At 71.3% G+C, this 26,934-nt stretch carries 19 protein-coding genes; 12 read left to right on the top strand and 7 right to left on the bottom strand.

All coding sequences use genetic code 11. The features are described 5' to 3' along the window. Window positions 1-2 precede the first annotated feature (2 nt). On the top strand, window positions 3-1,631 hold the full coding sequence (groL, locus tag KVT44_RS42605) for a chaperonin GroEL (protein WP_217573298.1): 1,629 nt from the start codon (window positions 3-5) through the stop codon (window positions 1,629-1,631). Between the two features lie 101 nt (window positions 1,632-1,732). On the opposite strand, the gene KVT44_RS42600 is transcribed toward groL, so the two are convergent. The 3 genes from KVT44_RS42600 to KVT44_RS42590 all read right to left on the bottom strand — a co-directional run bounded on the left by KVT44_RS42600 (window position 1,733) and on the right by KVT44_RS42590 (window position 4,096). Next, window positions 1,733-2,440 carry an ester cyclase gene (locus tag KVT44_RS42600; protein ID WP_217573296.1) on the bottom strand — a complete coding sequence of 236 codons (708 nt, stop codon included), beginning with the start codon at window positions 2,438-2,440 and terminating at the stop codon, window positions 1,733-1,735. 84 nt (window positions 2,441-2,524) lie between these two features. Then, a complete protein-coding gene (locus KVT44_RS42595) occupies window positions 2,525-3,298 on the bottom strand; it encodes an SDR family oxidoreductase (protein WP_099921090.1) in 774 nt (257 codons plus the stop codon). 129 nt (window positions 3,299-3,427) lie between these two features. Then, window positions 3,428-4,096, bottom strand: a complete 669-nt coding sequence (locus KVT44_RS42590; RefSeq protein ID WP_190169981.1) for an MOSC domain-containing protein — start codon at window positions 4,094-4,096, stop codon at window positions 3,428-3,430. 295 nt (window positions 4,097-4,391) lie between these two features. Between KVT44_RS42590 and KVT44_RS42585 the strand changes: the two genes are divergently transcribed. After that, window positions 4,392-5,288, top strand: coding sequence for a LysR family transcriptional regulator (locus KVT44_RS42585; protein ID WP_060901472.1), 897 nt, complete (start codon window positions 4,392-4,394; stop codon window positions 5,286-5,288). An 86-nt stretch (window positions 5,289-5,374) separates the two neighbouring features. Here KVT44_RS42585 and KVT44_RS42580 read toward each other — a convergent pair whose 3' ends face one another. Further along, window positions 5,375-5,707 (bottom strand): WhiB family transcriptional regulator, encoded by a 333-nt coding sequence (locus tag KVT44_RS42580; RefSeq protein ID WP_060901471.1) that lies wholly within the window; start codon window positions 5,705-5,707, stop codon window positions 5,375-5,377. A gap of 390 nt (window positions 5,708-6,097) precedes the next feature. On the opposite strand from KVT44_RS42580, the gene KVT44_RS42575 reads away from it, so the two are divergent. From KVT44_RS42575 to KVT44_RS42560, 4 genes are all read left to right on the top strand, one after another. Next, window positions 6,098-6,709 (top strand): response regulator transcription factor, encoded by a 612-nt coding sequence (locus KVT44_RS42575; RefSeq protein ID WP_003948568.1) that lies wholly within the window; start codon window positions 6,098-6,100, stop codon window positions 6,707-6,709. Between the two features lie 256 nt (window positions 6,710-6,965). Continuing rightward, on the top strand, window positions 6,966-7,541 hold the full coding sequence (locus tag KVT44_RS42570) for a sigma-70 family RNA polymerase sigma factor (RefSeq protein WP_060901477.1): 576 nt from the start codon (window positions 6,966-6,968) through the stop codon (window positions 7,539-7,541). A gap of 274 nt (window positions 7,542-7,815) precedes the next feature. Continuing rightward, complete coding sequence (guaB, locus tag KVT44_RS42565; RefSeq protein WP_060901470.1) at window positions 7,816-9,321, top strand: IMP dehydrogenase; 1,506 nt, start codon at window positions 7,816-7,818, stop codon at window positions 9,319-9,321. 127 nt (window positions 9,322-9,448) lie between these two features. Beyond that, complete coding sequence (locus KVT44_RS42560) at window positions 9,449-10,573, top strand: GuaB3 family IMP dehydrogenase-related protein (protein ID WP_060901469.1); 1,125 nt, start codon at window positions 9,449-9,451, stop codon at window positions 10,571-10,573. Between the two features lie 82 nt (window positions 10,574-10,655). On the opposite strand, the gene KVT44_RS42555 is transcribed toward KVT44_RS42560, so the two are convergent. Together KVT44_RS42555 and KVT44_RS42550 are read right to left on the bottom strand one after the other, a co-directional pair. Then, window positions 10,656-11,258 carry a hypothetical protein gene (locus tag KVT44_RS42555; RefSeq protein WP_217573294.1) on the bottom strand — a complete coding sequence of 201 codons (603 nt, stop codon included), beginning with the start codon at window positions 11,256-11,258 and terminating at the stop codon, window positions 10,656-10,658. 122 nt (window positions 11,259-11,380) lie between these two features. Continuing rightward, window positions 11,381-12,589, bottom strand: coding sequence for a nucleotide sugar dehydrogenase (locus KVT44_RS42550; protein WP_099921086.1), 1,209 nt, complete (start codon window positions 12,587-12,589; stop codon window positions 11,381-11,383). A gap of 261 nt (window positions 12,590-12,850) precedes the next feature. Between KVT44_RS42550 and KVT44_RS42545 the strand changes: the two genes are divergently transcribed. After that, entirely contained in the window at window positions 12,851-14,557 is a 1,707-nt protein-coding gene (locus KVT44_RS42545) for a glycerol-3-phosphate dehydrogenase/oxidase (protein WP_099921085.1), read from the top strand. Between the two features lie 119 nt (window positions 14,558-14,676). Here the strand turns inward: KVT44_RS42545 and KVT44_RS42540 are convergent, their stop codons facing one another. Continuing rightward, window positions 14,677-15,837, bottom strand: coding sequence for a serine hydrolase (locus tag KVT44_RS42540; RefSeq protein ID WP_254650663.1), 1,161 nt, complete (start codon window positions 15,835-15,837; stop codon window positions 14,677-14,679). Between the two features lie 184 nt (window positions 15,838-16,021). Here KVT44_RS42540 and KVT44_RS42535 point away from each other — a divergent pair, with 184 nt between their 5' ends. The 5 genes from KVT44_RS42535 to KVT44_RS42515 all read left to right on the top strand — a co-directional run bounded on the left by KVT44_RS42535 (window position 16,022) and on the right by KVT44_RS42515 (window position 26,928). Next, the gene (locus KVT44_RS42535; protein WP_217573344.1) at window positions 16,022-18,301 is read left to right on the top strand and encodes a serine/threonine-protein kinase; all 2,280 of its coding nucleotides are present in this window, start codon (window positions 16,022-16,024) and stop codon (window positions 18,299-18,301) included. Window positions 18,302-18,526: 225 nt separating this feature from the next. Next, the gene (locus KVT44_RS42530; RefSeq protein ID WP_217573292.1) at window positions 18,527-21,409 is read left to right on the top strand and encodes a protein kinase; all 2,883 of its coding nucleotides are present in this window, start codon (window positions 18,527-18,529) and stop codon (window positions 21,407-21,409) included. A 164-nt stretch (window positions 21,410-21,573) separates the two neighbouring features. Next, window positions 21,574-23,316, top strand: coding sequence for a serine/threonine-protein kinase (locus tag KVT44_RS42525; protein WP_217573342.1), 1,743 nt, complete (start codon window positions 21,574-21,576; stop codon window positions 23,314-23,316). 110 nt (window positions 23,317-23,426) lie between these two features. After that, window positions 23,427-25,115, top strand: a complete 1,689-nt coding sequence (locus KVT44_RS42520; protein WP_217573290.1) for a serine/threonine-protein kinase — start codon at window positions 23,427-23,429, stop codon at window positions 25,113-25,115. Between the two features lie 103 nt (window positions 25,116-25,218). After that, window positions 25,219-26,928, top strand: a complete 1,710-nt coding sequence (locus KVT44_RS42515) for a serine/threonine-protein kinase (protein WP_217573288.1) — start codon at window positions 25,219-25,221, stop codon at window positions 26,926-26,928. Window positions 26,929-26,934: the final 6 nt, after the last annotated feature.

Below are 26,934 nucleotides of genomic sequence, written 5' to 3'. Positions count from 1 at the left end.
CCATGGCGAAGATCCTGAAGTTCGACGAGGACGCCCGTCGCGCCCTCGAGCGCGGCGTCAACAAGCTTGCCGACACGGTCAAGGTGACGATCGGCCCCAAGGGCCGCAACGTCGTCATCGACAAGAAGTTCGGCGCACCCACCATCACCAACGACGGTGTCACCATCGCCCGCGAGGTCGAGCTCGACGACCCGTACGAGAACCTCGGCGCCCAGCTGGTGAAGGAGGTGGCGACCAAGACCAACGACATCGCGGGTGACGGTACGACCACCGCCACCGTGCTGGCCCAGGCGCTCGTCCGCGAGGGCCTGAAGAACGTCGCCGCGGGTGCCTCCCCGGCGCTGCTCAAGAAGGGCATCGACGCGGCCGTCAAGGCGGTCTCGGACGAGCTCCTCGCCACCGCGCGCCCGATCGAGGAGAAGTCGGACATCGCGGCCGTCGCCGCGCTGTCCGCCCAGGACCCGCAGGTCGGCGAGCTCATCGCCGAGGCGATGGACAAGGTCGGCAAGGACGGTGTCATCACCGTCGAGGAGTCCAACACCTTCGGCCTGGAGCTGGACTTCACCGAGGGCATGGCCTTCGACAAGGGCTACCTGTCGCCGTACATGGTGTCCGACCAGGAGCGTATGGAGGCCGTCCTCGACGACCCGTACATCCTCATCCACCAGGGCAAGATCAGCTCCATCCAGGACCTGCTGCCGCTGCTGGAGAAGGTCATCCAGTCCAACGCCTCCCGGCCGCTGCTGATCATCGCCGAGGACGTCGAGGGCGAGGCCCTGTCGACCCTGGTCGTGAACAAGATCCGCGGCACGTTCAACGCCGTCGCCGTGAAGGCCCCCGGCTTCGGTGACCGCCGCAAGGCCATGCTCGGCGACATCGCCACCCTCACCGGTGGTCAGGTCATCGCCGAGGAGGTCGGCCTCAAGCTCGACCAGGTCGGCCTGGACGTGCTCGGCAGCGCCCGCCGCGTGACCGTCACCAAGGACGACACCACCATCGTCGACGGTGGCGGCAACTCCGAGGAGGTCCTCGGCCGGGTCAACCAGATCAAGGCCGAGATCGAGAACACCGACTCCGACTGGGACCGCGAGAAGCTCCAGGAGCGCCTCGCGAAGCTGGCCGGCGGCGTGTGCGTGATCAAGGTCGGCGCCGCCACCGAGGTCGAGCTCAAGGAGAAGAAGCACCGTCTGGAGGACGCCATCTCCGCGACCCGCGCCGCGGTCGAGGAGGGCATCGTCTCCGGTGGTGGCTCCGCGCTCGTCCACGCCGTGAAGGTCCTCGAGGGCAACCTCGGCAAGACCGGCGACGAGGCCACGGGTGTCGCGGTCGTCCGCAAGGCCGCCGTCGAGCCGCTGCGCTGGATCGCCGAGAACTCCGGCCTCGAGGGTTACGTCATCACCTCCAAGGTCGCCGAGCTCGACAAGGGCCAGGGCTTCAACGCGGCCACCGGCGAGTACGGCGACCTGGTCAAGGCCGGCGTCATCGACCCGGTCAAGGTCACCCGCTCCGCCCTGGAGAACGCCGCCTCCATCGCCTCCCTGCTCCTCACGACCGAGACCCTGGTCGTCGAGAAGCCGGCCGAGGAGGAGGCCGACGCCGGTCACGGCCACGGCCACGGGCACTCCCACTGAGTCTCGTACTCCCGAAGAAGCCCCCGTTCCGCACGGAACGGGGGCTTCTCCCGTACGCGGTACTACCGCCTACCGCCTACAGCGCCACCCGACCCACCGCACTACTGCTCCAGCGCGTCCAGCGCCCCCAGCTGCGCCAACAGCCCCAGCCGGTCGTACTGCCACCAGCCCTCGGCGATCTTCCCGTCCTCCTGGCAGCGGAAGACGGTCGTGCCGGTCATGGTGACCTGCTTCCCGGTCGCCGGAATCCCCATGAAGTCGCCTTTGTGGGTGCCGTTCCAGGCCCACCGGGTGCAGACCCGTTCGCCCTGGGTGAGCTGGTCCTCGACGGTGAACGTGAAGTCGAAACCGCCGCGCCACATCTCGATCTCGCGCCGCATCGCGTCGAGGCCGATGGTGTCCTGCTCGTTGGCGGGATCGTGGTCGTGGTAGCTCTCCACCATCAGACCGTTGAGCGGCGGCAGTTCACCCGGGCCGGCCAACGTCTCGAAGAACCTGCGGATGTTGGCCGCGAACAACTGCTCGTCCCGCACCACGTCCAGGTCGGTGAACGTCGGCAGCCCGTCGCAGAGCGCCACCATCTCCCGGAAGATCCTTTCGGTCTCGGGGAGGTTCGAGTTCCGCATCGCCTCCTCGAACGAGGGGAACTCCACGATCTCTATGAAGTGGGTCGCGTCGGAGCGGTCCTTGCCGATCACGCTGTGCGTCGCGGTCCGCTTGCCCCTGGTCTTCTCGACCCATGTGTCCATCAGCTGGTTCATCTCGTCGAACCGGCTGGTCCTGCAATCGATGAGCTGTACGAATGTCATGGCGTCGCCTCCGGCCCCCTGGGTCCGGTTGAACACCCTCAGTTTCCCACCGGAGGGACGACACCACCCACTGCGCGGTGGCCCTTACTGGGGGCCGTACTTCCGGCCCGTCTTCGACGTGATCCCGCCCAGCAGTCCTCGCGGCGCCACCTTCACCAGGCCCATCAGCGCCTTGTAGCGGGGGTCGGGGATGGACAGCGACTTGCCGCGGGCCAGGTCCGCGAGCGCCGCCGCGACCAGCTTGTCCGCATCCAGCCACATCCAGTTCGGGATGTTGTCCGTGCCCATCCCGGCCCGCTGGTGGAACTCGGTGCGGACGAAGCCGGGGGCCAGCGCCATCAGCCGTACGCCGCTGCCCGCCAGATCCCGCGCCGCGCCCTGCGTGAACTGCACGACCCAGGCCTTGGACGCCCCGTACGTACCCCGCGGCACGAACGCGGCCACCGACGCGACGTTGACGACCCCGCCCCGGCCGCGCTCCCGCATGGCCTCGGTCGCGGCCGACGTCAACCGCAGCACCGCCTCGCAGTGCACCTTGAGCATCGTCAGCTCGTCGGCCATCGACACCTCGAGATAGTGGCCCTTGTTGCCGAAGCCCGCGTTGTTGATCAGCAGGTCGACCGGGTTCTTGCGGTCGGAGAGGCGGGCGGCCACCGCCTCGATGCCCTCGTCCGTCGCCAGGTCGGCGGTCAGCACCTCCGCCTCGATGCCGTGCCGGTCGTGCAGTTCGGTCGCCTGCTCGCCCAGCCGCTTGGTGTCGCGTGCCACCAGCACGAGGTTGTGCCCGTCAGCCGCCAGCCGCCGCGCGAAGGCGGCGCCGATGCCCGCGGTCGATCCCGTAATCAGAGCCGTTGTCATGACCCAAGGCTAGTGACCTGACCAGGCCCGCCGCGCCCCCGCCACCCAACGCCCACCTTGCTCCACGAGTTCCCCGCACACCCGGACGCCCCGCCTCGCGCCCCCGCCCCGCGCCCCCGCTTCGAGCGGCTAGCCGCTGTGCCGTGCCACGTACTTCTCCGCCATCTCCAGCAACTCCGGGTGCAGCGCGTCGCCCGCGGCCAACACCCTTGTCAGCAGCGCCCGTTCGGTCGTCTCGGCGCGGAAGGCGAAGGCGACCGTCACCTCGTGGTCGGGCCGGTGCACGACCTCGATCGGGTCGCCCGCCCGGATCTCGCCCGGCTCGATCACCCGCAGATAGGCGCCGGGCGCGCCCTTCTGGGTGAACCGCTTCACCCAGCGCTGCTCACCGACGTGCTCCTGGAACGTACGGCAGGGGATGCGCCCGCAGGTGACTTCGAGGACCACCTCGGAGCCGACGCGCCAGCGCTCGCCGATCCGCGCGCCGGACACGTCGAGCCCCTGGGTCGTCAGGTTCTCGCCGAACGCGCCGCTCGCCAGCGGCCGGCCGAGCTCGCGCCCCCAGTCGTCGAGGTCCTCGCGGGCGACCGCGTACACCGCCTGGTCGTTCCCGCCGTGATGGCGCAGGTCGCACACCGCGTCCCCGGCGAGGCCGCTCGCGCCGACCCCCTTGGGCCCGGGTGCCGCCACCCGCACCGGCCCGTCCACCGGTCGTTTGTCGATGCCGGTCACGCCCTCGGGCTGGTCCGTGTACGGGACGGCCCGAGGGCGGCCGATGTTCAAGGACAGAAGCTTCATGACAGCACGCTAGGCCCTGTCGTCAAATTCCCGTCTGCCCCGCGACGCCATGCACGCGCCCCCAAGTTCTCGGCTTCGCTCGAACAGGGAGGGACCCCCTTCGCCGCACCGGGCAAAGACCCAAGTACATCCAGTACGAGGGCCTGTGCCCGGCGCGCCGAGAGCACGCACCTGACGCCGCAGGGCCCGCCCTCCGGGCGGACGACGGGAATTTGACGACAGGACCTAGGCGATGAGAACCAAAGCGGCGACGCAATATTCGCCGCCGTACCCAAGACTCACTTATGCTCGAAAGGTGATCGAGGCCCGTCATCTCCGTGTCCTGCGCGCCGTCGCCGCCACCGGCTCCTTCTCGGCGGCGGGACGTGAACTGGGCTGCACCCAGCCCGCCGTCAGCCAGCAGATGAAGGCGCTCGAATCGTCCGTAGGCACCCCGCTGCTCGTCCGCACCGGCCGCGAGATGCGCCTCACCCAGGCGGGCGAGGCACTGGTCCGGCACGCGGCGGGCATCATCGCGGGCCTGACCGCGGCCGAAGAGGAGGTCGCCGCCATCGCGGGCCTGCGCGCGGGCCGGGTCCGGCTCGTCTCCTTCCCCAGCGGCAGTTCCACGCTCGTCCCCACGGCCCTCGCCGCGCTGCGGGCCGCGCATCCCGGCACCCGGGTCTCCCTGGAGGAGGCCGAGCCGCCGGAGTCCGTCGAGAAGCTCCGGGCCGGGGACTGCGACATCGCCCTCGCGTTCCGCTACGAGGGAGCCGCGGGTGCCGAGGAGTGGGACGACCTGGTCGTACGGCCCCTGCTGCGGGACCGGCTCGTCGGGCTGGTCCCCGAGAAGCACCGGCTCGCGCGGGCCGGATCGGTCGCGATCGCCGAACTCGCCGGGGAGCCGTGGATCGCGGGCTGCCCCCGCTGCCGCGGACAACTCGTGGAGGTCTGCCGCGCCGCGGGCTTCGTGCCCCGCATCGACTTCGCCACCGACGACTACCCGGCCGTGGTCGGGCTGGTCGGCGCGGGCCTCGGGGTCGCGGTCCTGCCGGAGCTCGCGATCGAGTCCGTGCGCCCCAAGGGTGCACGCACCGTGACGGTGGAGCCGCCGGTGCGGCGCGAGATCGTCGCACTCACCCTGCCGGACCTGGCACAGGTGCCGGCGGTGGCGGCGACGCTCGACCAACTGGCGCGGGCCGCGAGCCGCTGACGTCGCCCAAAAGCGGCTGACGCCGCCAAAAAGCATGGGCACGCGTGCGCGTGCCCGACGGTGGACCGAAAAGCAGAAACGTTCCTTCAGTTGTTCGAAGCGGGATCGCCGCTCCCGGTGGTCGACGCCGCCACCAGCCGGTTGCGCGCCCGCCCCATGAGTTCCTCGCGCTCGTCCTCGGTCAGGCCGCCCCATACGCCGTACGGTTCGCGCACCGCCAAGGCGTGCGCAGCGCACTGGGCGCGTACCGGGCATCGCATGCAGACCTCTTTGGCCGAGTTCTCGCGAGCGCTCCGTGCCGCACCGCGCTCGCCCTCCGGGTGGAAGAAGAGCGAGCTGTCGACCCCGCGGCAGGCCGCGAGGAGCTGCCAGTCCCAGAGGTCCGCGTTCGGACCGGGAAGGCGGGAGAAATCTGCCATTGCTTTGTCCCCTTGTTGCCGTTCTGGGCCGCTCTGTGCCCACCGACCGTACATCTACGATCTAAGGAGATGAAAATATGACTCATTGCGAATCTAGCCGCAGACACCAGCAAAGGGGAAGAAAACAGGCTGAATGGGGCATAGGTTGTGATGAAACGTTGAGGGTCCGTTGCGCATGTCTGCCTCGTGTCCACGCCCTCACGTAGAGTGCCGAAGGCGACCGACTGCCCCGTAACTCTTTCGAGTGACCATCGTTGAGAGTGCGGAGGCGGTTGAAGGAACAAGCGCTCGGGCAGACGGCAGTTCCGTCGGCGAGTGTCGACCGCACAGATGACGATTCGTACCAGCCTGGAGGCTCAAGGTGACGCGCATCAGCTGCGGAGGGCGGCCATGACATCCGTCCTCGTCTGCGACGACTCCCCGCTTGCCCGAGAGGCGCTCCGCCGAGCGGTGGCGACCGTGCCCGGCGTCGAGCGCGTGACGACGGCAGCCAACGGCGAGGAAGTCCTCCGCCGCTGGGGTGCCGACCGCTCGGACCTGATTCTGATGGACGTACGCATGCCCGGACTGGGTGGCGTCGAGACCGTCCGGCGGCTGCTGTCCGCCGACCCCGGTGCGCGCATCATCATGCTCACCGTGGCCGAGGACCTGGACGGTGTGGCACTCGCCGTCGCCGCCGGGGCCCGCGGCTATCTGCACAAGGACGCCTCCCGCGCCGAGCTGCGCGCGACCGTGACCCAGGCGCTCGCCGACCCCACCTGGCGGCTCGCCCCGCGCAGACTGCGGTCGGCCGAGATGGGCGCGGCGCCGACGCTCACGGCGCGTGAGATCCAGGTGCTGGAAGGCATGAGTCACGGCCGCTCCAACGCCGAGATCGGCCGCGAGCTGTTCCTCTCCGAGGACACCGTGAAGACGCACGCCCGGCGGCTCTTCAAGAAGCTCGGCGCCTCGGACCGCGCGCACGCCGTGGCGCTCGGTTTCCGGTGGGGTCTGGTTCGTTAGGTGAGCCGTCGCGGGGGTACGACGCACCCCGCCTACCTCATGGTGGGCGGGGCCGACAACAGAGTCCGCCGAGTGCCCGCTGCTCGTTTCGCCGCGGATGCCGCATGCTTGAGGTGTGGAGTTCCTCGGGGACGAGTCGGTCGAGCGGAAGGGGAGGGCGCAGGAGATGAGTTCCGGCGCACCTGCTCATAACGCTTCGGTGCACAACTACGGACGCGGTGCCACGGACAAGACGACGCCAAGGCACCATGGACCGATGCGCGACGACGAGACGACGGTGATCGGTGCGCTCGTCCATCGCGCGGTCGACGGCGACGAGCAGGCCACGCACGACCTGCTCGCGCATGTACATCCCTTGGCGTTGCGCTACTGCCGCACCCGCCTCTCCCGGCTTCCGGGCGACGCGCGGCACTTCGTCGAGGACCTGGCCCAGGAGGTCTGCGTAGCGGTGCTCCTCGCACTGCCGCGCTACAAGGACACCGGGCGCCCCTTCGAGGCGTTCGTCTTCGCCATCGCCGCGCACAAGGTCGCCGACCTGCAGCGCGCCGCGATGCGCCACCCCGGTTCGACGGCGGTTCCCTCGGACGAGATGCCCGAGCGCCCCGACGACTCCCTCGGCCCGGAGGAGCGCGCTCTCCTCAGCAGCGACGCCGAGTGGGCCAAGAAACTCCTGGCCAACCTCCCCGAGAACCAGCGCGAGCTGCTTCTGCTGCGCATCGCGGTGGGCCTCACGGCCGAGGAGACGGGTCAGATGTTGGGAATGTCACCGGGCGCCGTTCGGGTGGCCCAGCACCGCGCACTGAGCCGGTTGCGGGCGCTGGCGGAGCAGTAGGCGGGTCTCAGGGGTCTCCGACACCGGGACCTCCGGGGACGCTTCGGCCGGCGCGACGGGTCCGCCCTCCCAAGGGGCGGACCGGTTTTCCCCGGGCGTGGGGTTCGCGTCGTTTTCCGCGGGGACCGGGCCCAGGCCCACAACTGAACGGCATCGCCACCCCGCCCGTACGAACCTACGAAGCCCGAGGGCGATCCGAACCGTGGAATGGGAGACCCCTGCTTCCCGTTAGCATGGACATCCGCACCGATCAAGGCCATTTGGGGAAGGTGTCATGACTGCCAACGTCGACGGAGTGCCCGCCAAATTCGCGACACTCGGGCTGACCTACGACGACGTGCTGCTGCTGCCGGGCGCCTCCGAGGTGCTGCCCAACGCGGTCGACACCTCGTCGCGTATCTCCCGCAACGTACGTGTGAACATCCCGCTGCTCTCCGCGGCGATGGACAAGGTGACCGAGTCGCGCATGGCGATCGCCATGGCCCGGCAGGGAGGCGTCGGTGTACTGCACCGCAACCTCTCCATCGAGGACCAGGTCAACCAGGTCGACCTGGTGAAGCGCTCCGAGTCCGGCATGGTCACCGACCCGATCACGGTGCACCCGGACGCGACGCTGGCCGAGGCCGACGCCCTGTGTGCCAAGTTCCGCATCAGCGGTGTCCCCGTCACCGACGGCGGCGGCAAGCTGCTCGGCATCGTCACCAACCGTGACATGGCCTTCGAGACCGACCGTTCGCGCCAGGTGCGCGAGGTCATGACGCCGATGCCCCTGGTCACCGGCAAGGTCGGCATCTCCGGCACCGACGCCATGGAACTGCTGCGCCGCCACAAGATCGAGAAGCTTCCGCTGGTCGACGACGCGGGTGTTCTCAAGGGCCTCATCACGGTCAAGGACTTCGTGAAGGCCGAGAAGTACCCGAACGCCGCGAAGGACGCCGAGGGCCGACTGCTGGTGGGTGCCGCCGTCGGCGCCAGCCCCGAGGCGCTGGAGCGCGCTCAGGCGCTGGCCGAGGCCGGGGTGGACTTCCTGATCGTCGACACCTCGCACGGGCACAACAGCAACGCGCTCAACTGGATGGCGAAGATCAAGTCGAGCGTGCACGTCGACGTGATCGGCGGCAACGTCGCCACCCGTGACGGTGCTCAGGCCCTGATCGACGCCGGTGTCGACGGCGTCAAGGTGGGCGTGGGCCCCGGCTCGATCTGTACCACCCGTGTGGTCGCCGGCATCGGCGTCCCGCAGGTCACCGCCATCTACGAAGCGGCCCTCGCGGCCCGTGCCGCGGGTGTTCCGGTGATCGGCGACGGCGGTCTGCAGTACTCCGGCGACATCGGCAAGGCGCTGGCCGCCGGCGCCGACACGGTGATGCTCGGCAGCCTCCTGGCGGGCTGTGAGGAGTCGCCCGGCGAGCTGCTCTTCATCAACGGCAAGCAGTTCAAGTCGTACCGCGGCATGGGCTCCCTCGGCGCCATGCAGTCCCGGGGCCAGGGCAGGTCGTACTCGAAGGACCGCTACTTCCAGGCGGACGTGGCCTCCGACGACAAGCTCGTGCCCGAGGGCATCGAGGGCCAGGTGCCCTACCGCGGCCCGCTGGCCAACGTGCTGCACCAGCTCGTCGGCGGTCTGCGCCAGACCATGGGGTACGTGGGCGCCGCCACCATCGACGAGATGGAGTCCAAGGGCCGGTTCGTCCGGATCACCTCGGCGGGTCTCAAGGAGAGCCACCCGCACGACATCCAGATGACGGTCGAGGCGCCGAACTACAGCCGTAACGACTAGCCGTTACCTGTACTGACGACTGGCCGTACGTGTACGTGAGGGCGGTTCCGGAGGTTCCGGGGCCGCCCTTGTCGTAGGTGTCGGGGATACTGGGAGGCGCAGAACCGAAGAGGGAAAGGCCACACACGTGACTGAGATCGAGATCGGGCGCGGCAAGCGCGGCCGCCGGGCGTACGCCTTCGACGACATCGCCGTCGTCCCGAGCCGCCGTACGCGAGACCCGAAGGAGGTCTCGATCGCCTGGCAGATCGACGCCTACCGCTTCGAGCTGCCGTTCCTGGCGGCCCCGATGGACTCGGTCGTCTCCCCGGCCACCGCGATCCGCATCGGCGAGCTGGGCGGCCTGGGCGTACTGAACCTCGAAGGCCTGTGGACGCGGTACGAGGACCCGCAGCCGCTGCTCGACGAGATCGCCGAGCTGGACGCGGACACCGCGACCCGCCGCCTGCAGGAGATCTACTCCGCTCCCATCAAGGAGGAGCTGATCGGGCAGCGCATCAAGGAGGTGCGCGACTCGGGCGTCGTCACCGCGGCCGCCCTGTCGCCGCAGCGCACGGCCCAGTTCTCCAAGGCCGTCGTCGACGCGGGCGTGGACATCTTCGTCATCCGCGGTACGACGGTCTCCGCGGAGCACGTCTCCGGTGCCGCCGAACCGCTGAACCTGAAGCAGTTCATCTACGAGCTCGACGTCCCCGTGATCGTCGGCGGCTGCGCCACGTACACGGCGGCGCTGCACCTGATGCGCACGGGCGCGGCCGGTGTCCTGGTCGGCTTCGGCGGCGGCGCCGCGCACACCACGCGCAACGTGCTGGGCATCCAGGTCCCGATGGCGACCGCCGTCGCCGATGTGGCCGCGGCCCGCCGCGACTACATGGACGAGTCCGGCGGCCGCTATGTGCACGTGATCGCGGACGGCGGTGTCGGCTGGTCCGGCGACCTCCCCAAGGCGATCGCCTGCGGCGCCGACTCGGTGATGATGGGCTCCCCGCTGGCCCGCGCCACGGACGCCCCCGGCAGGGGCCACCACTGGGGCATGGAAGCGGTCAACGAGGAGCTGCCGCGCGGCAAGAAGGTCGACCTCGGCACCGTCGGGACCATCGAGGAGATCCTCACCGGGCCCTCGCACATCCCCGACGGCTCCATGAACATCTTCGGCGCCCTCCGCCGCGCCATGGCCACCACCGGCTACAGCGAGCTCAAGGAGTTCCAGCGCGTCGAGGTGACGGTCGCGGACTCGCAGCACAAGCGCTAGCGGGAGCGGTACGGCGGCTCGTACGACGCCGAAGGGCCCGTCCACCATGAGGTGGGCGGGCCCTCGCGCATACCGGGCGGGGTTACTGACCGGCCTTCTTGGCGCCGGAGAAGGCCGCGTAGGCGGCGATGGCGAAGAAGAGGAAGGTCAGCGGGTCGGCCTCGGCCTTCCAGGCTTCCTGGACCACGCCGAAGTGGTGGAAGAAGACCTCGTTGAAGCCGACGCCGACCTCCTTGGCGCCGATCATGGCCTCGCCGACCAGCTGGCCGAGGTAGACCGAGGCCACCGAAAGGATCACGCTGGCGATCGGCAGGATCGGGTTGCGTCCGCCGACGCGGCCCGCGGCGAGACCGATCAGGAAGCCGACGCCGACGGCCGCCCAGCCGATCTCGTGCTTGGTGAGGCCGATGACGACTCCGTAGACGCCCGCCGCGACCAGGGCGGCTCCGACGGCGGCCGCGAGGCCGAGCCCGAGCTTGTCGCGCAGCGGAGCGGCCGGGGCGACGGGGGCCATCGGGAAGCCCGGCTGGGGTGCGCCCTGCGGGGCACCCTGCTGCGGGAACCCTGCCTGGGCGGCGTCCTGCGGCGGCGCGGGCGGCTGGCCCGGCTGGTCGGCGTACGGGTTCTGCCCCGCGTACGGGTTGTCGACCGGTGGACCGGACGGCGGCGGAGACGACTGACTCATGTGGTTCCCCCCAGGGATGTGAGCGCACACCTGGGAGCGCCCGGGACGCGGGCGCACTGGTGTGCGAGAGCTGACGCACAGTAGCAGTCGGCAGTGACATCCCGTCCAGGGGTTTCGCCGGGTCAGAGTCGGTGCGCGGCTCCGGTCGGGGTCGCTCCCCTGGTGTCCAACAGGAGTTGGGCCTTCACGGAGAGCCCCTGGAGGTCGTACGTGCGGTGCTGTTGGAGCAGGATCGTGAGGTCGGCGTCGGCCGCGGCCTCGTAGAGGGAGTCGGCGCGCGGGACGGGGCGGCCGAGGACGTTCCAGGCCGGGACGTGCGGGTCGTGGTAGCTGACGGTCGCGCCGAGCTCCATCAGACGCAGGGCGATCTCGTGGGCGGGTGTGCCCTGTTGGTCGGCGAGGTCGGGCTTGTAGGTGACGCCGAGGAGGAGCACGCGCGCGGCGCGGGCCGATTTCCCGTGCTCGTTGAGGAGCGTGGCGGCGCGCTGGATGACGTACCGCGGCATGTGGCTGTTGACCTGCTGGGCCAGTTCGACCATCCGGAGGGTGCGGCCCGAGTGGCCCGCCAGGTCCTGGGCGATGCCGTGGCCGCCGACGCCCGGCCCCGGCCGGAACGCCTGGAATCCGAACGGCTTGGTCTCGGCGCAGCGGATGACGTCCCACACGTCGACGCCCAGGTCGTGGCAGAGCACGGCCATCTCGTTGACCAGGGCGATGTTGACGTGCCGGTAGTTGTTCTCCAGGAGCTGCACGGTCTCCGCCTCGCGGGGGCCACGCGCGCGTACGACCTTGTCGGTGAGGCGCCCGTAGAAGGCGGCGGATGACTCGGTGCAGGCGGGGGTGAGGCCGCCGATGACCTTGGGGGTGTTGGCGGGGGTGAAGTCGCGGTTGCCGGGATCGACGCGGCTGGGCGAGTACGCGAGGTGGAAGTCGCGCCCCGCGCGCAGACCCGAGCCCTCTTCGAGGAGCGGGCGCAGGAAGTCCTCGGTGGTGCCGGGGTGGACCGGCGACTCCAGGATGACGGTCGTGTGCGGGCGCAGCCGTTCGGCCAGGGTGCGGGCGGCCGCGGCCACTTGGCCCAGGTCGGGTGTGCCGTCCGGCCCGGGTGGGGTCGGGGCGCAGATGACGGCGGTGCGGACACGGCCGAGTTCGGCGGGGTTGGTGGTCGGCCGGAAGCCCCCCGAGAGCATCCGGCGCAGTTCGGCCGGGGTGAGTGAGCCGCCCTCCGGCCCGGTCTTGTAGCCGAGCGTGGGGATGCCGGCGGCGACGGCGGCCTGGGCCAGGGGCAGGCCGAGATGTCCGAGTCCGATGACGGCGAGATCTGCGGGCATGGCGTGGGCCGTCCTTCCCAATAACCGAAGCGGGACAGGTGCGCAAGCCCTGTGGACAGAACGGACGAGCGCAATGTCAGACTAGGAGTAAATATGACCGATTTACGGTATTGGGCGGGCGAGTTTCCGGGAGTGTTGTCCACAGGCTGGGGGCGCGTGGTGGCCGATGACGGACATCGCGGTCAGACTTTGGGGCAGGGGGACGTGAGCCGGGCGTCGCCGGACAGGTGCGGCCAGCGCGACAGACAGCGGGAGGCAGCGGTGAGGACAGCGAAACTGGGGCCGGCGGAGCGTGCCGAGTCCCTGGCGGGAATGGCCGAGCGTGAGCTGGATGTGCTGGTGGTGGGCGCGGGCGTGGTCGGCGCGGGGACGGCGCTCGACGCCGTGACGCGCGGCCTGTCCACGGGCCTGGTCGAGGCGCGCGACTGGGCGTCGGGCACCTCCAGCAGGTCCAGCAAGCTGATCCACGGAGGCCTGCGCTATCTCGAGATGCTCGACTTCGCCCTCGTGCGCGAGGCCCTGAAGGAGCGCGGACTCCTTCTGGAGCGCCTGGCACCGCACCTGGTGAAGCCGGTGCCCTTCCTCTACCCGCTCCAGCACAAGGGCTGGGAGCGGCTGTACGCGGGATCGGGCGTCGCGCTCTACGACGCCATGTCGATGACGAGCGGACACGGACGCGGACTGCCCGCCCACCGCCACCTGACGCGCAGCCACGCCCTGCGCATAGCACCCGCCTTGAAGAAGGACGCGCTGGTCGGCGCGTTGCAGTACTACGACGCGCAGGTGGACGACGCCCGCTATGTGGCCACGTTGGTGCGCACGGCGGCGGCGTACGGCGCGAAGGTCGCCAACCGTGCCCGCGTGACCGGATTCCTGCGCGAGGGCGAGCGCGTGGTCGGCGCCAGGGTGCAGGACGTCGAGGGCGGCGGGGAGTACGAGATCCACGCCAAGCAGATCGTCAACGCCACGGGGGTGTGGACCGACGACACCCAGGCCATGGTGGGCGAGAGGGGCCAGTTCCACGTACGGGCCTCCAAGGGCATCCACCTGGTCGTGCCGAAGGACCGGATCAACGCCGCGACGGGTCTGATCCTGCGCACGGAGAAGTCCGTCCTCTTCGTGATCCCCTGGGGGCGGCACTGGATCATCGGCACCACGGACACCGACTGGAACCTCGACAAGGCCCACCCCGCGGCCTCCAGCGCCGACATCGACTATCTGCTGGAGCATGTGAACTCGGTGCTCTCGGTGCCCCTGACCCGCGACGACGTGGAGGGCGTGTACGCGGGACTGCGGCCGCTGCTCGCGGGCGAGTCGGACGCCACCAGCAAGCTCTCGCGCGAGCACACCGTGGCCCATCCGGTGCCGGGACTGGTGGTCGTGGCGGGCGGCAAGTACACGACCTATCGGGTGATGGCCAAGGACGCGGTCGACGAGGCGGTGCACGGCCTCGACCAGCGGGTCGCCGAATGCGTCACCGAGGACATCCCCCTGCTCGGGGCCGAGGGGTACCGGGCGCTGTGGAACGCGCGGGCGCGCATCGCGCAGCGCACCGGACTCCATGTGGTCCGCGTGGAGCATCTGCTGAACCGGTTCGGTGTGCTGGCCGAGGAGATCTTCGAGCTCATCGCCGCCAACCCCGCGCTGGGCGAACCCCTCCCGGCCGCCGAGGACTACCTCAAGGCCGAGATCGTCTACGCCGCCTCGCACGAGGGCGCGCGGCACCTGGACGACGTGCTGACCCGGCGCACCCGTATCTCCATCGAGACCTTCGACCGCGGTACGCGCAGCGCCCGCGAGGCCGCCGATCTGATGGCGCCGGTCCTCGGCTGGGACAAGGACCAGATCGAGCGCGAGGTGGAGCACTACGAGAAGCGGGTCGAGGCCGAGCGGGAGTCCCAGCGCCAGCCGGACGACCAGACGGCGGACGCGGCGCGGCTGGGGGCGCCGGACATCGTGCCGCGCTGATCGGGTTTCCGCTGCCTGCGAGGTCCTGCCCGGGAGTTCCCGGGAGTTCCCGGGAGTTCCCGGGAATGTCACTCGAACGGGTGTCGTGAGCTGGGATCTTTGCTCGAAACCCGGCCGTTCTACTGGGTGCGGGGGCAGAACTCGGCGGCGAGCAGGTCGGGTTCGAGGTCCGGGTCCTCGATTCCGTCCGTGTTCACCCGGAAGGTGAGGACACGACGGCCGTCGACGGTGGCCGCGGTGCGCACGTAGCTGCCGGATATATGGCCGTCGTGCCCCCACACCGTGGTGCCGCACGACAGCTTCACCGGATACAGACCCATGCCGTACAGGCCTTGTGCGGTGCGGGTGTCGAGCATCTCGCGCAGTTGGCGGGGCGGGAGCAGGTCGCCCGCGAGCAGGGCCGCGTAGAAGCGGTTCAGGTCGGCGAGCGTGGTGACCAGTTCACCCGCCGCGCCGGCGACGCGCGGGTCGAGGGCGGTCACGTCGGTGCCGTCGGCGGAGTAGGCGCGGCCGTGCGGGGAGGGCAGCGAGGTGCGGGCGCCCGGGAAGGAGGTGCCTGTCAGACGAAGGGGGTTGATGATGCGGCGCTCGGCCTCGGTGGCGTACGAGTGGCCGGTGACCTGGCGGATGACCATGCCGAGCAGGACGTAGTTGGTGTTCGAGTAGGCGAAGCGGCCACGGGCGGCCGGGGGGTGGGTGAGTGCGATGCGGACGGCCCGGAGCGGGGTGAGGGGAACGGCGCCCTTGGTGTCGTCGGTGAAGTTGTACAGGCCACTGGTGTGGGTGAGCAGGGAGCGCAGCGTCAGACGCCGACCGTCGTTGCCCGCGCCGCGCACCAGACCCGGAAGATGAGTGTCCACGGCGTCGGACAGAGACAGCCGGTGCTCGGCGGCGAGTTGCAGCACCACGGTCGCGATGAACGTCTTGGTGATGCTGCCCGCGCGGAAGTGGTCGCCGCGCGCGATGCCCTCGCCGGCGCGGGCGAAGCGTACGCCGGAGGCGTCGCCGGCCAGCAGCGCGGCGGCGGGAGCCTTGCCGCGGGTGACGAGAAGGGGGAGCAGACGGCGGAGGGCACGGGTGGCGCCCGTCGCCGGGGCGGCGGGGGAGTGTGAGCCCGTCGGGGCCGCGGACCTGGGGGTGTGACGGGCGGCCGAGGGTGTGGTGGAGTGGGAAGGACCGGCGGTCGGCATCAGGCGCGGCAGGCCGATCGGAGCCAGCAACAGGGCGGCCAGAGACACGGGTATGACCAGGAGTGTCCGAGGTGTCCGGGGCGCAGGCATCGGCGTTCCTTCCTTGTTGCGGCACATCATGGGGGACGGACCTGTGCGCACGAGCGGGTGGTCCGCAGGTGAGGGGCGTGCCGGTCGCCGGGGACTTGTCGGCCGAAGGGCCCCCTGGGCGCTGAGCGCTTGTCGGGTGAGGGACAATGAAGGCTCTGTCAGGGCGGGTTGCATGAGGGGACGCATGTCGGAGGCGGAGCGGGCGGGAGCATCCCGTCAGGACAAGAGCGAACGTCTCCTCGCCGGGCGCTACCGGCTGGGAGATGTTCTCGGCCGCGGCGGCATGGGCACGGTGTGGCGGGCCCAGGACGAAACGCTGGGCCGCACGGTCGCCGTCAAGGAGCTGCGGTTCCCGTCGAGCATCGATGACGACGAGAAGCGGCGGCTGATCACGCGCACCCTGCGTGAGGCCAAGGCGATCGCGCGGATTCGCAACAACGGCGCGGTGACGGTCTTCGACGTGGTCGACGAGGACAACCGGCCATGGATCGTGATGGAGCTCGTCGAGGGCAAGTCGCTCGCCGAGGTCATCCGCGAGGACGGCCTGCTCACGCCGAAGCGCGCCGCCGAGGTGGGGCTCGCGATACTCGACGTGCTGCGTTCCGCGCACCGCGAGGGCATTCTGCACCGCGACGTGAAGCCGTCGAACGTGCTGATCTCCGACGACGGCCGGGTCGTGCTGACCGACTTCGGCATCGCGCAGGTCGAGGGCGACCCGTCCATCACCTCGACCGGCATGCTGGTGGGCGCGCCCTCGTACATCTCGCCGGAGCGGGCGCGCGGGCACAAGCCCGGCCCCGCGGCCGACCTGTGGTCGCTGGGCGGGCTGTTGTACGCGTCGGTCGAAGGTGTGCCGCCGTACGACAAGGGTTCCGCGATCGCGACGCTCACCGCGGTGATGACCGAGCCGGTGGAGCAGCCGAAGAACGCGGGCCCGCTGGAGAACGTGATTTACGGGCTGCTCGTGAAGGACCCCGCGCAGCGGCTCGACAACGAGCGCGCCCGGGCGATGCTCAGCGAGGTGATCTACGCCCCCGAGCCCAAGGAGACCGTGCCGGAGCCGGCGGACGCGACGAAGGTCGTGGCGCTGCCGCCGGTGCCGGACGAGGGCCGGGGCAAGAAGAGTTCGGGCGGCTCGGGCGGTTCCGGGACCAAGCGGGGCGAAGAGGCCGGGGAGCGGCTGCGTGGAGCGCTGCGTTCCGTGCGGAAGGCCGCCTCGGTCGCCGGTGCGGCCACGGCGGCTGCCACCGCTGCGGCGACGGCCCGTGCGAAGTCCGGCGCCGCGGGCGGGACGGGCAGCGCGGGCACCGCGGGCAGTGCGGGTGGTGCCGGCGGTACCGCGGCTTCCGGTTCGGTGGGCGTGGAGGGGGCGGCTCCGGTCGCTCCGAAGGCTCCCCCGGCTCCGCCGCGCGTGGACGTGTCGAAGCCCGCCGCGGCTGCGGGGAAGTCCGGGACGGTCACGTCCGGCCAGGGTGGCAAGGCGGTGGAGGGCTCCCCGAAGCCGGGCGTGCGTGACGGCGCGCCCGTGGGCTCGGCCTCCGGTCCCGTCGGCCCGAAGGGGACTCTCGGCTCGGCGGGTTCGGGGGGTTCCGGTTCCACCAGCGAGACCAGGCCGGCCTCCGGGTGGCCCGTGGCGCCCGAGCGGCCGCCGCGGCCCGTGCCGCGGGCACCGCTCACCGATGTGGTGCCGCGGCGGACCCTGGTGATCATCGCGGTGGTCGTGGCGCTCGCCGTGATCGGCACCGTGCTGGCCCTGACCCTCGGTGGCGGTGATGACAGCGGGGCGAAGAACGGCAAGAGCGGTGACACCAAGGCGGCCGCGTCCAACGGGGTGACCGCGGGCAGCGGCGGCAAGGGCGCGACCAGCGGCTCTCACACCGACAGCGGCGACAAGACGGACGGTGCCACCGGGTCGGCCGGGGACGGGAGTTCGGGCAGCACGCCGAACACCGACGCGTCGGGCAGCGCCGCCGCCACGAACGGAACGAGCGGGACGAGCGGCGACGGCAAGGAGTCGGGCTCCTCGGGCTCCACCGCCGTGTCGACGTACACGGCCGGCCAGGGGTTCAAGATCGGGCTGCCCAAGGGGTGGAAGTACCAGTCGACGGACGACGCGGGAGCCCGCTTCACCGGTCCCGACGGGCAGAAGCTCCTCGTCGGCTGGACGACCACGCCCAAGAGCGACCCCGTGGCGGACTGGAAGAACCAAGAGGGGTACATGGTGCGCTCGCAGTACAAGCGGGTGCGCATAGAGCAGGTGGACTACCGCGATTGGAACACGGCCGACTGGGAGTTCACCTACCAGGACGGTGGCACGAAGTACCGGTCGATCGACCGCGGGTTCGTCGTGAACGATCATCTCGGGTACGGGCTGATGTACACGGCGAAGGCATCCGACTGGGACAGCCAGCTGCGCAAGGACACCTGGAAGACACTGACGACGACGTTCCAGCCGAAGTCGTGAGGCATGGGCCCGACCCCACGTCGTGAGCCGCGTGCCCCTGTCGTGAGGTTCGGGCCGGTTCGCCCGGGGTGTCTGTTGTAGGGGTCGGTCACGGGGCGGTGACATCTCGCATCCCGACATTGCGGGTTGCCTCCGGCACGTATCGTGAGTGGTTGCGGACCGTACGAAGCCGTAACGGGACGCGAGGCGAACGGAATTGACCACCGGGCGGCCGGGGGAGGCGTCGTGGACGACTATGCGGGTCGGGTACTCGCCGACCGTTACCGCCTGCCGCTGCCGCCCTCCGACGAGTACGAACTCGCCGAGAGCCGGGCCTTCGACACCTACAGCGGTCAGGAAGTCCTCGTCCGGCAGGTGCCGTTGCCGGAGGTAGTCGAGGCGGAGATGCTCGACGCGGACGGGCTGCCCGAGGGGTTTGTGGCGCGGGACGGCGGGGTGCGGCGCCCCTCCGCACGGACCACGCGCAGGCCCACCGAACCCGCCGTACGACGGGCGATCGAGGCGGCGCAGGCCGCCGCGCAGATTCCCGACCATCCCCGGCTGGACCAGGTCTTCGACGTGTTCGCCGAAGGCGGGTCGTTGTGGATAGTGAGTGAGCTGGTGCCCGCGCGGTCGCTGGCCGCGCTGCTCGCCGAGAAGCCGCTGAGCCCCTATCGGGCGGCCGAGGTCGCCGCCGACGTCGTCACCGCGCTGCGGGTACTGCACGCGCACGGATGGGTCCACCGCAACATCACCGTGCGCACGGTGCTCGTCTGCGACGACGGCCGGGTGATGCTGACCGGCCTGGCCGCCGGCGCCGCGGAGGAGGCACTGTGCGGGTACGACCCGGTGCCGGTACAGGACTTCGAGGGTCCCCGGGGTGAGGGAGGCGTCGGCGCCGGTTCGCCCCACGCGGGTCCCGGTGCGGATTCACGAGCGGGTACGGGCACGGGCGCCGGTGTCCCGCGTGGCGCGGCCCGTACGCGCGGTGCCGCGCCTGGTGGAGTGACCGGAGGAGTGCACGGCGGGGGAGCCGGTGGTGCCTCCGGCGGGGGTCCCGGAGCCTCGTTCGGCGCGGTGGTCGCCAGCGCGCAGGGGGCCGATGCCGAGGCCGCGCGGCGGGCCGCGATCGAGGCGCGGGCCGAGAACACCACTCCCGTGGGAGAGCCGCCCGTCGACGGCGGGGCGGCCCTGGCGCGCAGGGCGCTGGAGGCCGGAGGCGACGCCCGGGCGGCCCGGGCCGGAGCCATCGCCGCGTACCGGGCCGGAGCCCGGGCCGCGGCCCGTGTGCACGAGCAGCAGCGGGGCGGTCCGGCGGCACTGCCCGCGCCCCGTCCCGCCCCGCCGGAGGACGGCTCCGTGCCGGGGACCCAGGGCTCCGGGCAGGGTGTGGAGCAGCGGCCGGAGACCCCGCCCCCCGGTCAGATCGCCGACCCGTACGGCGTCGGTGTCGGACGCGCGGGCGCGTGGCCCGGCGCGCAGCCCCGCCCCGCAAGCGGCCCCGGCACCGGTACCGTCCCTGGCGTCAACGGCCCCGGATTCGGTGACCCCGGTCCCGGTTCCGGCCCCGGCGGCAATGGAGGTCACGGGCGCCCGGCGCTCCCCGGCCCCGCGGCCGGTCAGGGAAGTGGCCACGGCGGCACCCCGGTTCCCCCAGGAATCCAGGGCCCCCATGGCGGCCAGAACCACGGGGCTCAGAACCACGGCGCCCAGAACCACGGCACCCCCGCCCTCGTGCCCGGACAGCAGTCCGCCCCCGCCCCGACGCCCAACGGCCGTTGGGACGAGCTGGTCGCCGGTGCGCCCCCGCGGCGCGGTCCCGCCACCGCGCTCGCCGCGGAGCGGGCCCGGCAGGCGCGGATGGCCGTCGTCGGTCCGGTGACCGAACGATGGGCGCCGGAGCAGGCCGGGCCGGTGCACGAGAACTGGCAGTTGGCGGCGCCGATCGGCCCCCAGACCGATCTGTGGGCGCTGGGCGCCCTGCTCTTCCGGGCCGTGCAGGGACACGCGCCCTACCCGGAGGACAACACCGCGGAGCTGGTGCAGCTGGTGTGCGCGGAGCCGCCCGCGTTCGCCGAGGAGTGCGGGCCACTGCGGCCCGTCGTGGAGTCGCTGCTGCGGCAGGACCCCACCGAGCGGCTGGACTTCGAGGAGCTGAGCGGCTGGCTGCGCTCGCTGGTGCGGTCCGCGCCGGAGCCCGAGGCGGGCGCGCACGTCGTCGCGGCCCCGCCCGTCGACCCCAGCCGGCTGCCGATCGTACGGCGCAGGGGCGAGCTCGTCCGCAGGCGCCGGGCCGGACTGCCCGCGACCAGCGCGCACGCCCGCCACAAGCGCGCGAAGCCCGACCGGCAGGCGAGGCCGGCCAGGTCGACGGAGACGGCCAAGCCGCGCAAGCTGGGCCGGAACCTGCTCCTGCTGGTCCTGCTCCTGCTGGTCGCGGCGGTCGCGTACGCGATGGTCTTCATGCCGAAGAAGACCGACCCGAACAGCGACGCGAACGGCGAACGGACCGGCTCCGCGGGCCAGGTGAGCCCGGCACCCGGGAACACCGCGGGCACGGGCGCCGACGGCAGCGCCAGCAGTCGGCCGCGCCCCGACCAGACCTCTCCGGGCACGGACACGAACCCTTCGGGCGGCGCCAGTTCGACGACCTCGCAGTCCAACGACCCGGCGGTCGGCCAGGGCTTCACCCTGCGCAAGGACTCCGAGGGCTTCCAGGTCGCCGTGGCCAACGGCTGGAACCGCACACCCAAGAACGGGCGCGGCCAGGTGGTCTACTCCCAGGGCGACTTCGAGCTCATCGTCGTACCCGGACGGGACAGCACCAGCAAGTACGGCGGCGATCCGCTGACGTACCAGCGGGAGACCGAGAGCGAGTTGCAGCCGTTCCGCGACTCGACATGGGCCACGTCCAGCGGGATGCGGCGGATCGACGTGGGCGGACGGACCATGGCCGAGGGGCAGTTCACCTGGCAGAACTCCGCAGGGCAGTCGCTGTACGTCCGCAATCTCGCGATCATCGTCGGCGGCCGCTACCACGTGGTGCAGGTGCGTGGCCCGGAGGCCGAACGGGACGAGGTCACGAGGCTGTACGAGCAGGCGTCGGCGACCTACCAAGTCACCGGCTGAGCAATTCCCGTAGTCATGAACCGCTGAACGCCGAACGGTTCCCTCCCGTACACGGAAGGGAGAACCGTCACAGTGCGGTCTCCGTACGACCCCGCCGGTTCCCTGCGAGGGGACCGCTCTTTAGTCTGACCCTGTCAATACCATTGCGGGGAAACGTGAATCAGATGCAGGGCCTGCTCCTCGCGGGCCGCTACCGACTTGTCGAATCCATCGGCAGCGGTGGCATGGGCCGCGTGTGGCGTGCGCACGACGAGGTGCTGCACCGTGCCGTCGCGGTCAAGGAGCTGACGGCCGCGCTGTACGTGACGGAGAGCGACCGGGCCGTGCTGTTGGCGCGCACCCACGCCGAGGCGCGGGCCGCCGCCCGGATCAACCACTCGGCCGTCGTCACCGTGCACGACGTCCTGGATCACGACAACCGGCCCTGGATCGTCATGGAGCTGGTCGAGGGCAACTCACTGGCCGACGAGGTCAAGGAGAAGGGGCGCGTCGAACCGACCGAGGCGGCGCGGATCGGGGTGTGGGTGCTGCGCGCCCTGCGCGCCGCGCACTCCGCCGGCGTGCTGCACCGTGACGTGAAGCCCGGGAACGTACTGCTGTCCTCCGACCGACGGGTGCTGCTCACCGACTTCGGGATCGCTCAGGTCGAGGGCGACACGACCATCACGCGTACCGGCGAGATCGTCGGCTCGGTCGACTATCTGGCGCCCGAGCGGGTGCGCGGGCACGACCCCGGGCCGTCCGCCGACCTGTGGGCGCTCGGCGCGACGCTGTACACGGCGGTGGAGGGGCGGTCGCCGTTCCGGCGGACCTCGCCGCTGACCACCATGCAGGCCGTGGTCGACGAGGAGCCCGCGCCGCCGCAGCACGCCGGTGCGCTCGGGCCCGTCATCACCGCGCTGCTGAACAAGGACCCGGCCGTGCGGCCCGGTGCGGAGGAGGCCGAGCAGATGCTCGCCGAGGCCGCGGAGGGGCGCCGGCCGAGTGCGGCGCAGGCGTATGTGCCGACGCAGCAGCACGTGGACACGGGCACCATGGGGATGGGCGCGCAGCGGATGGCGCCCTACGGGATGGCGCCCCAGGGGACGGGATCGCACGGCGCCGCGCCCCACGGACCGGGGGCGCACGAGACGGCGTCGCACGGGTCCGTGGCGCACGGATCCGGCGCGCACGGGGCGACGCCGACGCTTCATGCGCCGGTGCCCGGGCCCCTGGGCGACGGCACCGGCTCCGGGGGCGCGTCCGGGAGACGGCGCCGCGGTCGTACGATCGCCCTCGTCGTCGTACTCGCCGCCCTGATCGGCGGTGGCGGCGCCGTGGCCATGCACTATGTGAACGGCACACGGACCGACGACACCCACAACAGTGCCTCGACCGGCACCGCGAATCCCGCCGCCACCAAGCCCGGGAGCACCCCGACCGCGACTTCGGGCACCCAGGAGCCGTCCGGGCCCGACACCTGGGTGCAGCGGGACGACGTCGAGGGTTTCACCATCTCCCTGCCCGACAAGACCTGGCAGCGGCAGGCCAACGGCAACCAGGTCGACTACACACCCGACGGCGGCAAGCACTTCGTCCGCATCGCCATCGACGACTCGCCGGACTTCCCCACCCCGTACGCACACCAGCAGGACCTGGAACAGCAGTTGACCAAGCTGGTCGACTACAACCGGGTGCAACTGCAGTCCAACACGTTCCGCGACTGCCCGGGCTCCCTGTGGGACTTCACCTGGACCGCGCTGCCGAAGCAGACGCCGTTCCCCGGCAAGCGGCGGGCGATCGAGCAGACGTACCTCAGCCGCGAGGGTGTCGAGTACGCGATCTACATGTCCTCGCCCGCGGCGGACTGGGACACGGCGCGCCGGCAGTTCGACGTGATTCTCCGCAGCTGGCTCCCCAAGACCTGACGGGCCGGACGGACACGAACCGGTCGCAACCGGTCTGACGAGGCCGGATAACAACCATGGCGCGGTCCGGGGCCCGGAGCGCGTCCGTCCGGTGCGGCATGATGGGGCGTATGGGGACCGAGGGGGAGAACGTCCGTGTGATCGGCGGCCGTTACCGGCTGGAGGCCAGGATCGGCCGGGGCGGCATGGGCGTCGTCTGGCGCGCCACCGACCAGCTGCTCGCCCGGCAGGTCGCGGTGAAGGAGCTCGCCCTCGACGACTCGCTCTCCGACGACGAGTCCCGGACGCAGCGCGACCGCACCCTGCGCGAGGCCCGCGCGGTCGCCCAGCTGCACCACCCGCACATCATCGTCGTGCACGACGTGGTCGAGGAGGACGAACGGCCGTACATCGTCATGGAGCTGATCGACGGGGGCTCGCTCGCCGAGCGGATCTCCGCCGACGGTCCGGTCGACGCGCGCGAGGCCGCCCGGATCGGCCTCGCCCTCCTCGGCGCGCTGCGCCGCGCGCACGAGGCGGGTGTCCTGCACCGTGACCTCAAGCCCGCCAACGTCCTGATGGAGGCGGACACCGACCGTGTCGTGCTCACCGACTTCGGCATCGCGCAGGTCGCGGGCGCCACGACGCTCACCGAGAGCGGGTCGTTCGTCGGCTCGCCCGAGTACACCGCGCCCGAGCGGATGTCCGGGGTCAGGACCGGCCCCGAGTCCGATCTGTGGTCGCTCGGGGCGCTGCTCTGCACGGTCCTGAGCGGTGAATCGCCCTTCCGCCGTGACTCGTTGGGCGGCATCCTGCACGCCGTCGTCATGGACGAGATCCGCCCGCCCGCGCAGGCCGCGCCCCTGCTGCCCGTCGTACGGGGGCTGCTGGAGCGCGATCCGGAGCGGCGGCTCGACGCGGTGGAGGCGGAGCGGCTGCTCAGGGCGTTCCTGGAGACGGGCCGTACGCCGCGGGCCGCGTCGGCCGGCTACACGCCCACGCAACGGGACGTACCGAAGCGGAAGTCACCCGTCCAGCAGGCCGCGCACCCCTCCCCTCCACCGGGTCCTCCGCCTGCCGCCGGGTCCGACCGTGCCCCGAAGCGGTCGGCGCGGACCATGCTCGTCGTCGCGGCGCTGGTCGCCGCCGTGGCCGGGGCGGGCGTGTCGGCGGTGCTGCTGGTGAACCATGGTGGGGGCGGCGGGGGCAACGGCGGGGGCGGTACGTCGACGCCGTCCGCCAGTTCGGCGCCGGGCACGTCCGTGAGCGCGTCGCACTCCCCGAGCGCGCCCGCGGCGCCGGGGTCTTCGGCCTCACCGAGCCCCGCCCCCACGGTCACCGTCACCCGGCAGCAGAAGCCGACCGCCGCCTCCGGCCCGGCGCCCTCGGGCTACCGGACGGTCCATGACCCGGACGGGTTCTCGCTCGCCGTGCCGGACGGCTTCACCCGCGATCCGGAGGGCGAACGGATCTTCTACTTGTCGCCGGGCCAGACCTTCCGCCTCGGCATCAAGGCGACCGACCCCGAGGCGGGCGGCCCGCTCGCGGTGATGCGGCGCGCCGACGCCGACGGGCCGTCCACGAACCCGGGCTACCACGACGGCACCGTCACCTCGACCACGCACGACGGACAGCCCGCCGCGCTCTGGGAGTTCACCTGGAACGGCTTCACCAAGGCGGAGGGCGCGCGGCACACGTACGACCTCTGCTGGGAGGAAGGCGGCCGGCTGTACGACGTGTGGGTGTCGGCGCCGGTCGGCAAGGTGACGCAGGCGAAGGAGTACTTCGATGTCGCGTTGGACACCTTCGTGGCCCCGTAGGCGGGAGGTAAACGGGAGATAAGGGACGACCCGCGTCACGGGTCTGTGACCGGTGGCCGACGGGTCTGGATGCCGGAGAGCGTGCCGCGATAGGGATGGACCCATGAGGAACAACGGGGGAGTCCCTTACGGGTCCGACGAGCCGACGAGTTTCGTTCTGCAACCGCCGACCCGGGTCGCCCCGGAGCCGACGGTCGGGTCGGCGCCCGATCCAGCACCCGCGCCCGCGCCCGATCCAGCACCCGCGCCCGCGCCCGGTCCAGTGCCCGCGCCCAATCCCGTGACCGCGACCGTTCCCGACCCCGACCCCGATCTCGACCCCGATCCCGGCACCGGGCGGCTCATGGCGGGCCGCTACCGGCTGCTCGGCAAGCTCGGTCACGGTGGGATGGGGACGGTCTGGCGGGCCAAGGACGAGACGGTGGACCGTGAGGTCGCCGTCAAGGAGCCGCGCGTCCCGGACCACCTTCCCGAGCGTGAACGCGCCAATGTCTTCGAGCGGATGCGCCGCGAGGCGCGCGCCGCGGCCCGGCTCGACCACCCGGCGGTGGTGAACGTCCACGACGTCGCGGTCGTGGACGGACAGCCCTGGATCGTCATGGAGCTGGTGCGGGGCCGTTCGCTGGGCGCAGCCCTCCAGGAGGGCACGCTCGGGGTGCGTGAGGCGGCGCGTATCGGTCTGGAGGTGCTCGGCGCGCTGGAGGCGGCGCACGCGGCGGGCATCCTGCACCGGGACGTCAAGCCCGACAACGTGCTGCTCGGCCCGCACGGCCGGGTCGTCCTCACCGACTTCGGCATCGCGCAGATCGAGGGCGAGACGAATCTGACGGCCACGGGTGGCTTCGTCGGGTCGCCCGAGTACATCGCGCCGGAACGGGTGCTCGGCCAGCGTCCGGGCCCGGCCTCCGACCTCTGGTCGCTCGGAGTCGTCCTGTACGCGGCCACGGAGGGCGTGTCGCCCTTCCGCCGCAGCAACACGCCCGCGACGCTCCAGTCGGTCCTCAACTCCACCCCGGCGCCGCCCGCTTCGGCGCGGGGGCCGCTGGCGGAGGCCATCAACGGGCTCCTGGACAAGGACCCCTCCCGCCGCCCCGGCGCGGACCGGGTCCGACGGATGCTGGAGGAGGCCGCCGAGCCACCTGCCCCGGAGCCGACGCAGGTGGTGCAGATCGCGGGTCCGGGCGGCAAAGGTCTGCGCGTGCGCCGCAAGCCCCTGTTCATCGGCCTCGGCGCGGTCGTCGTCGCGGCGGCGGTGGCGGCGTACCTGGTGTTCGCGAACCCGTTCGCGGGTCCGCTGCCCGACGGCTGGAAGAAGCACCACGAGACGGACGTCGCCGCGACACTGGCGGCGCCCGCGGGCTACCAGAGATCGACGCCGGACCGGACGTCGGACAAGGGGCACTGGGTCACGTACACCGACTGGAGCGGCAGCATCTGGATCGGCCTGACCCTGATCAAGAAGTCCGAGGACACGAGCCATCGGATCAAGGACTCCTCGGCCGCCGAGATGTACGCCGACAACGACGACTTCAAGGGCAGCGGCGCGTACGAGCTGAGCATGCCCGAGTCCCCGCGGACGCTCCCGGAGGAAACGAAGTACCACGGCAGGAAGTCCGCAGAGAACACCGCCATCTACACGACCACCGACAGCCAGAACCCGCGTCCGCGCGAGGTGAAGATCTTCTACTACAAGACGTCCAAGGGCGACATGTACAAGCTCACGATCAGCTATCCGGGCAAGGGCGACTTCACGACACGCGGCCGTGAAGTCGCCAGGACGGCGATCGCGAACCTGGACATCGACCCGTTGTAGAGGGGC

The organism is Streptomyces sp. GbtcB7, from assembly GCF_019091445.1.
Classification (GTDB): domain Bacteria; phylum Actinomycetota; class Actinomycetes; order Streptomycetales; family Streptomycetaceae; genus Streptomyces; species Streptomyces mirabilis.
Note: the sequence above shows the minus strand (reverse complement) of the source record. Positions and strands in the feature narration are given on the sequence as shown.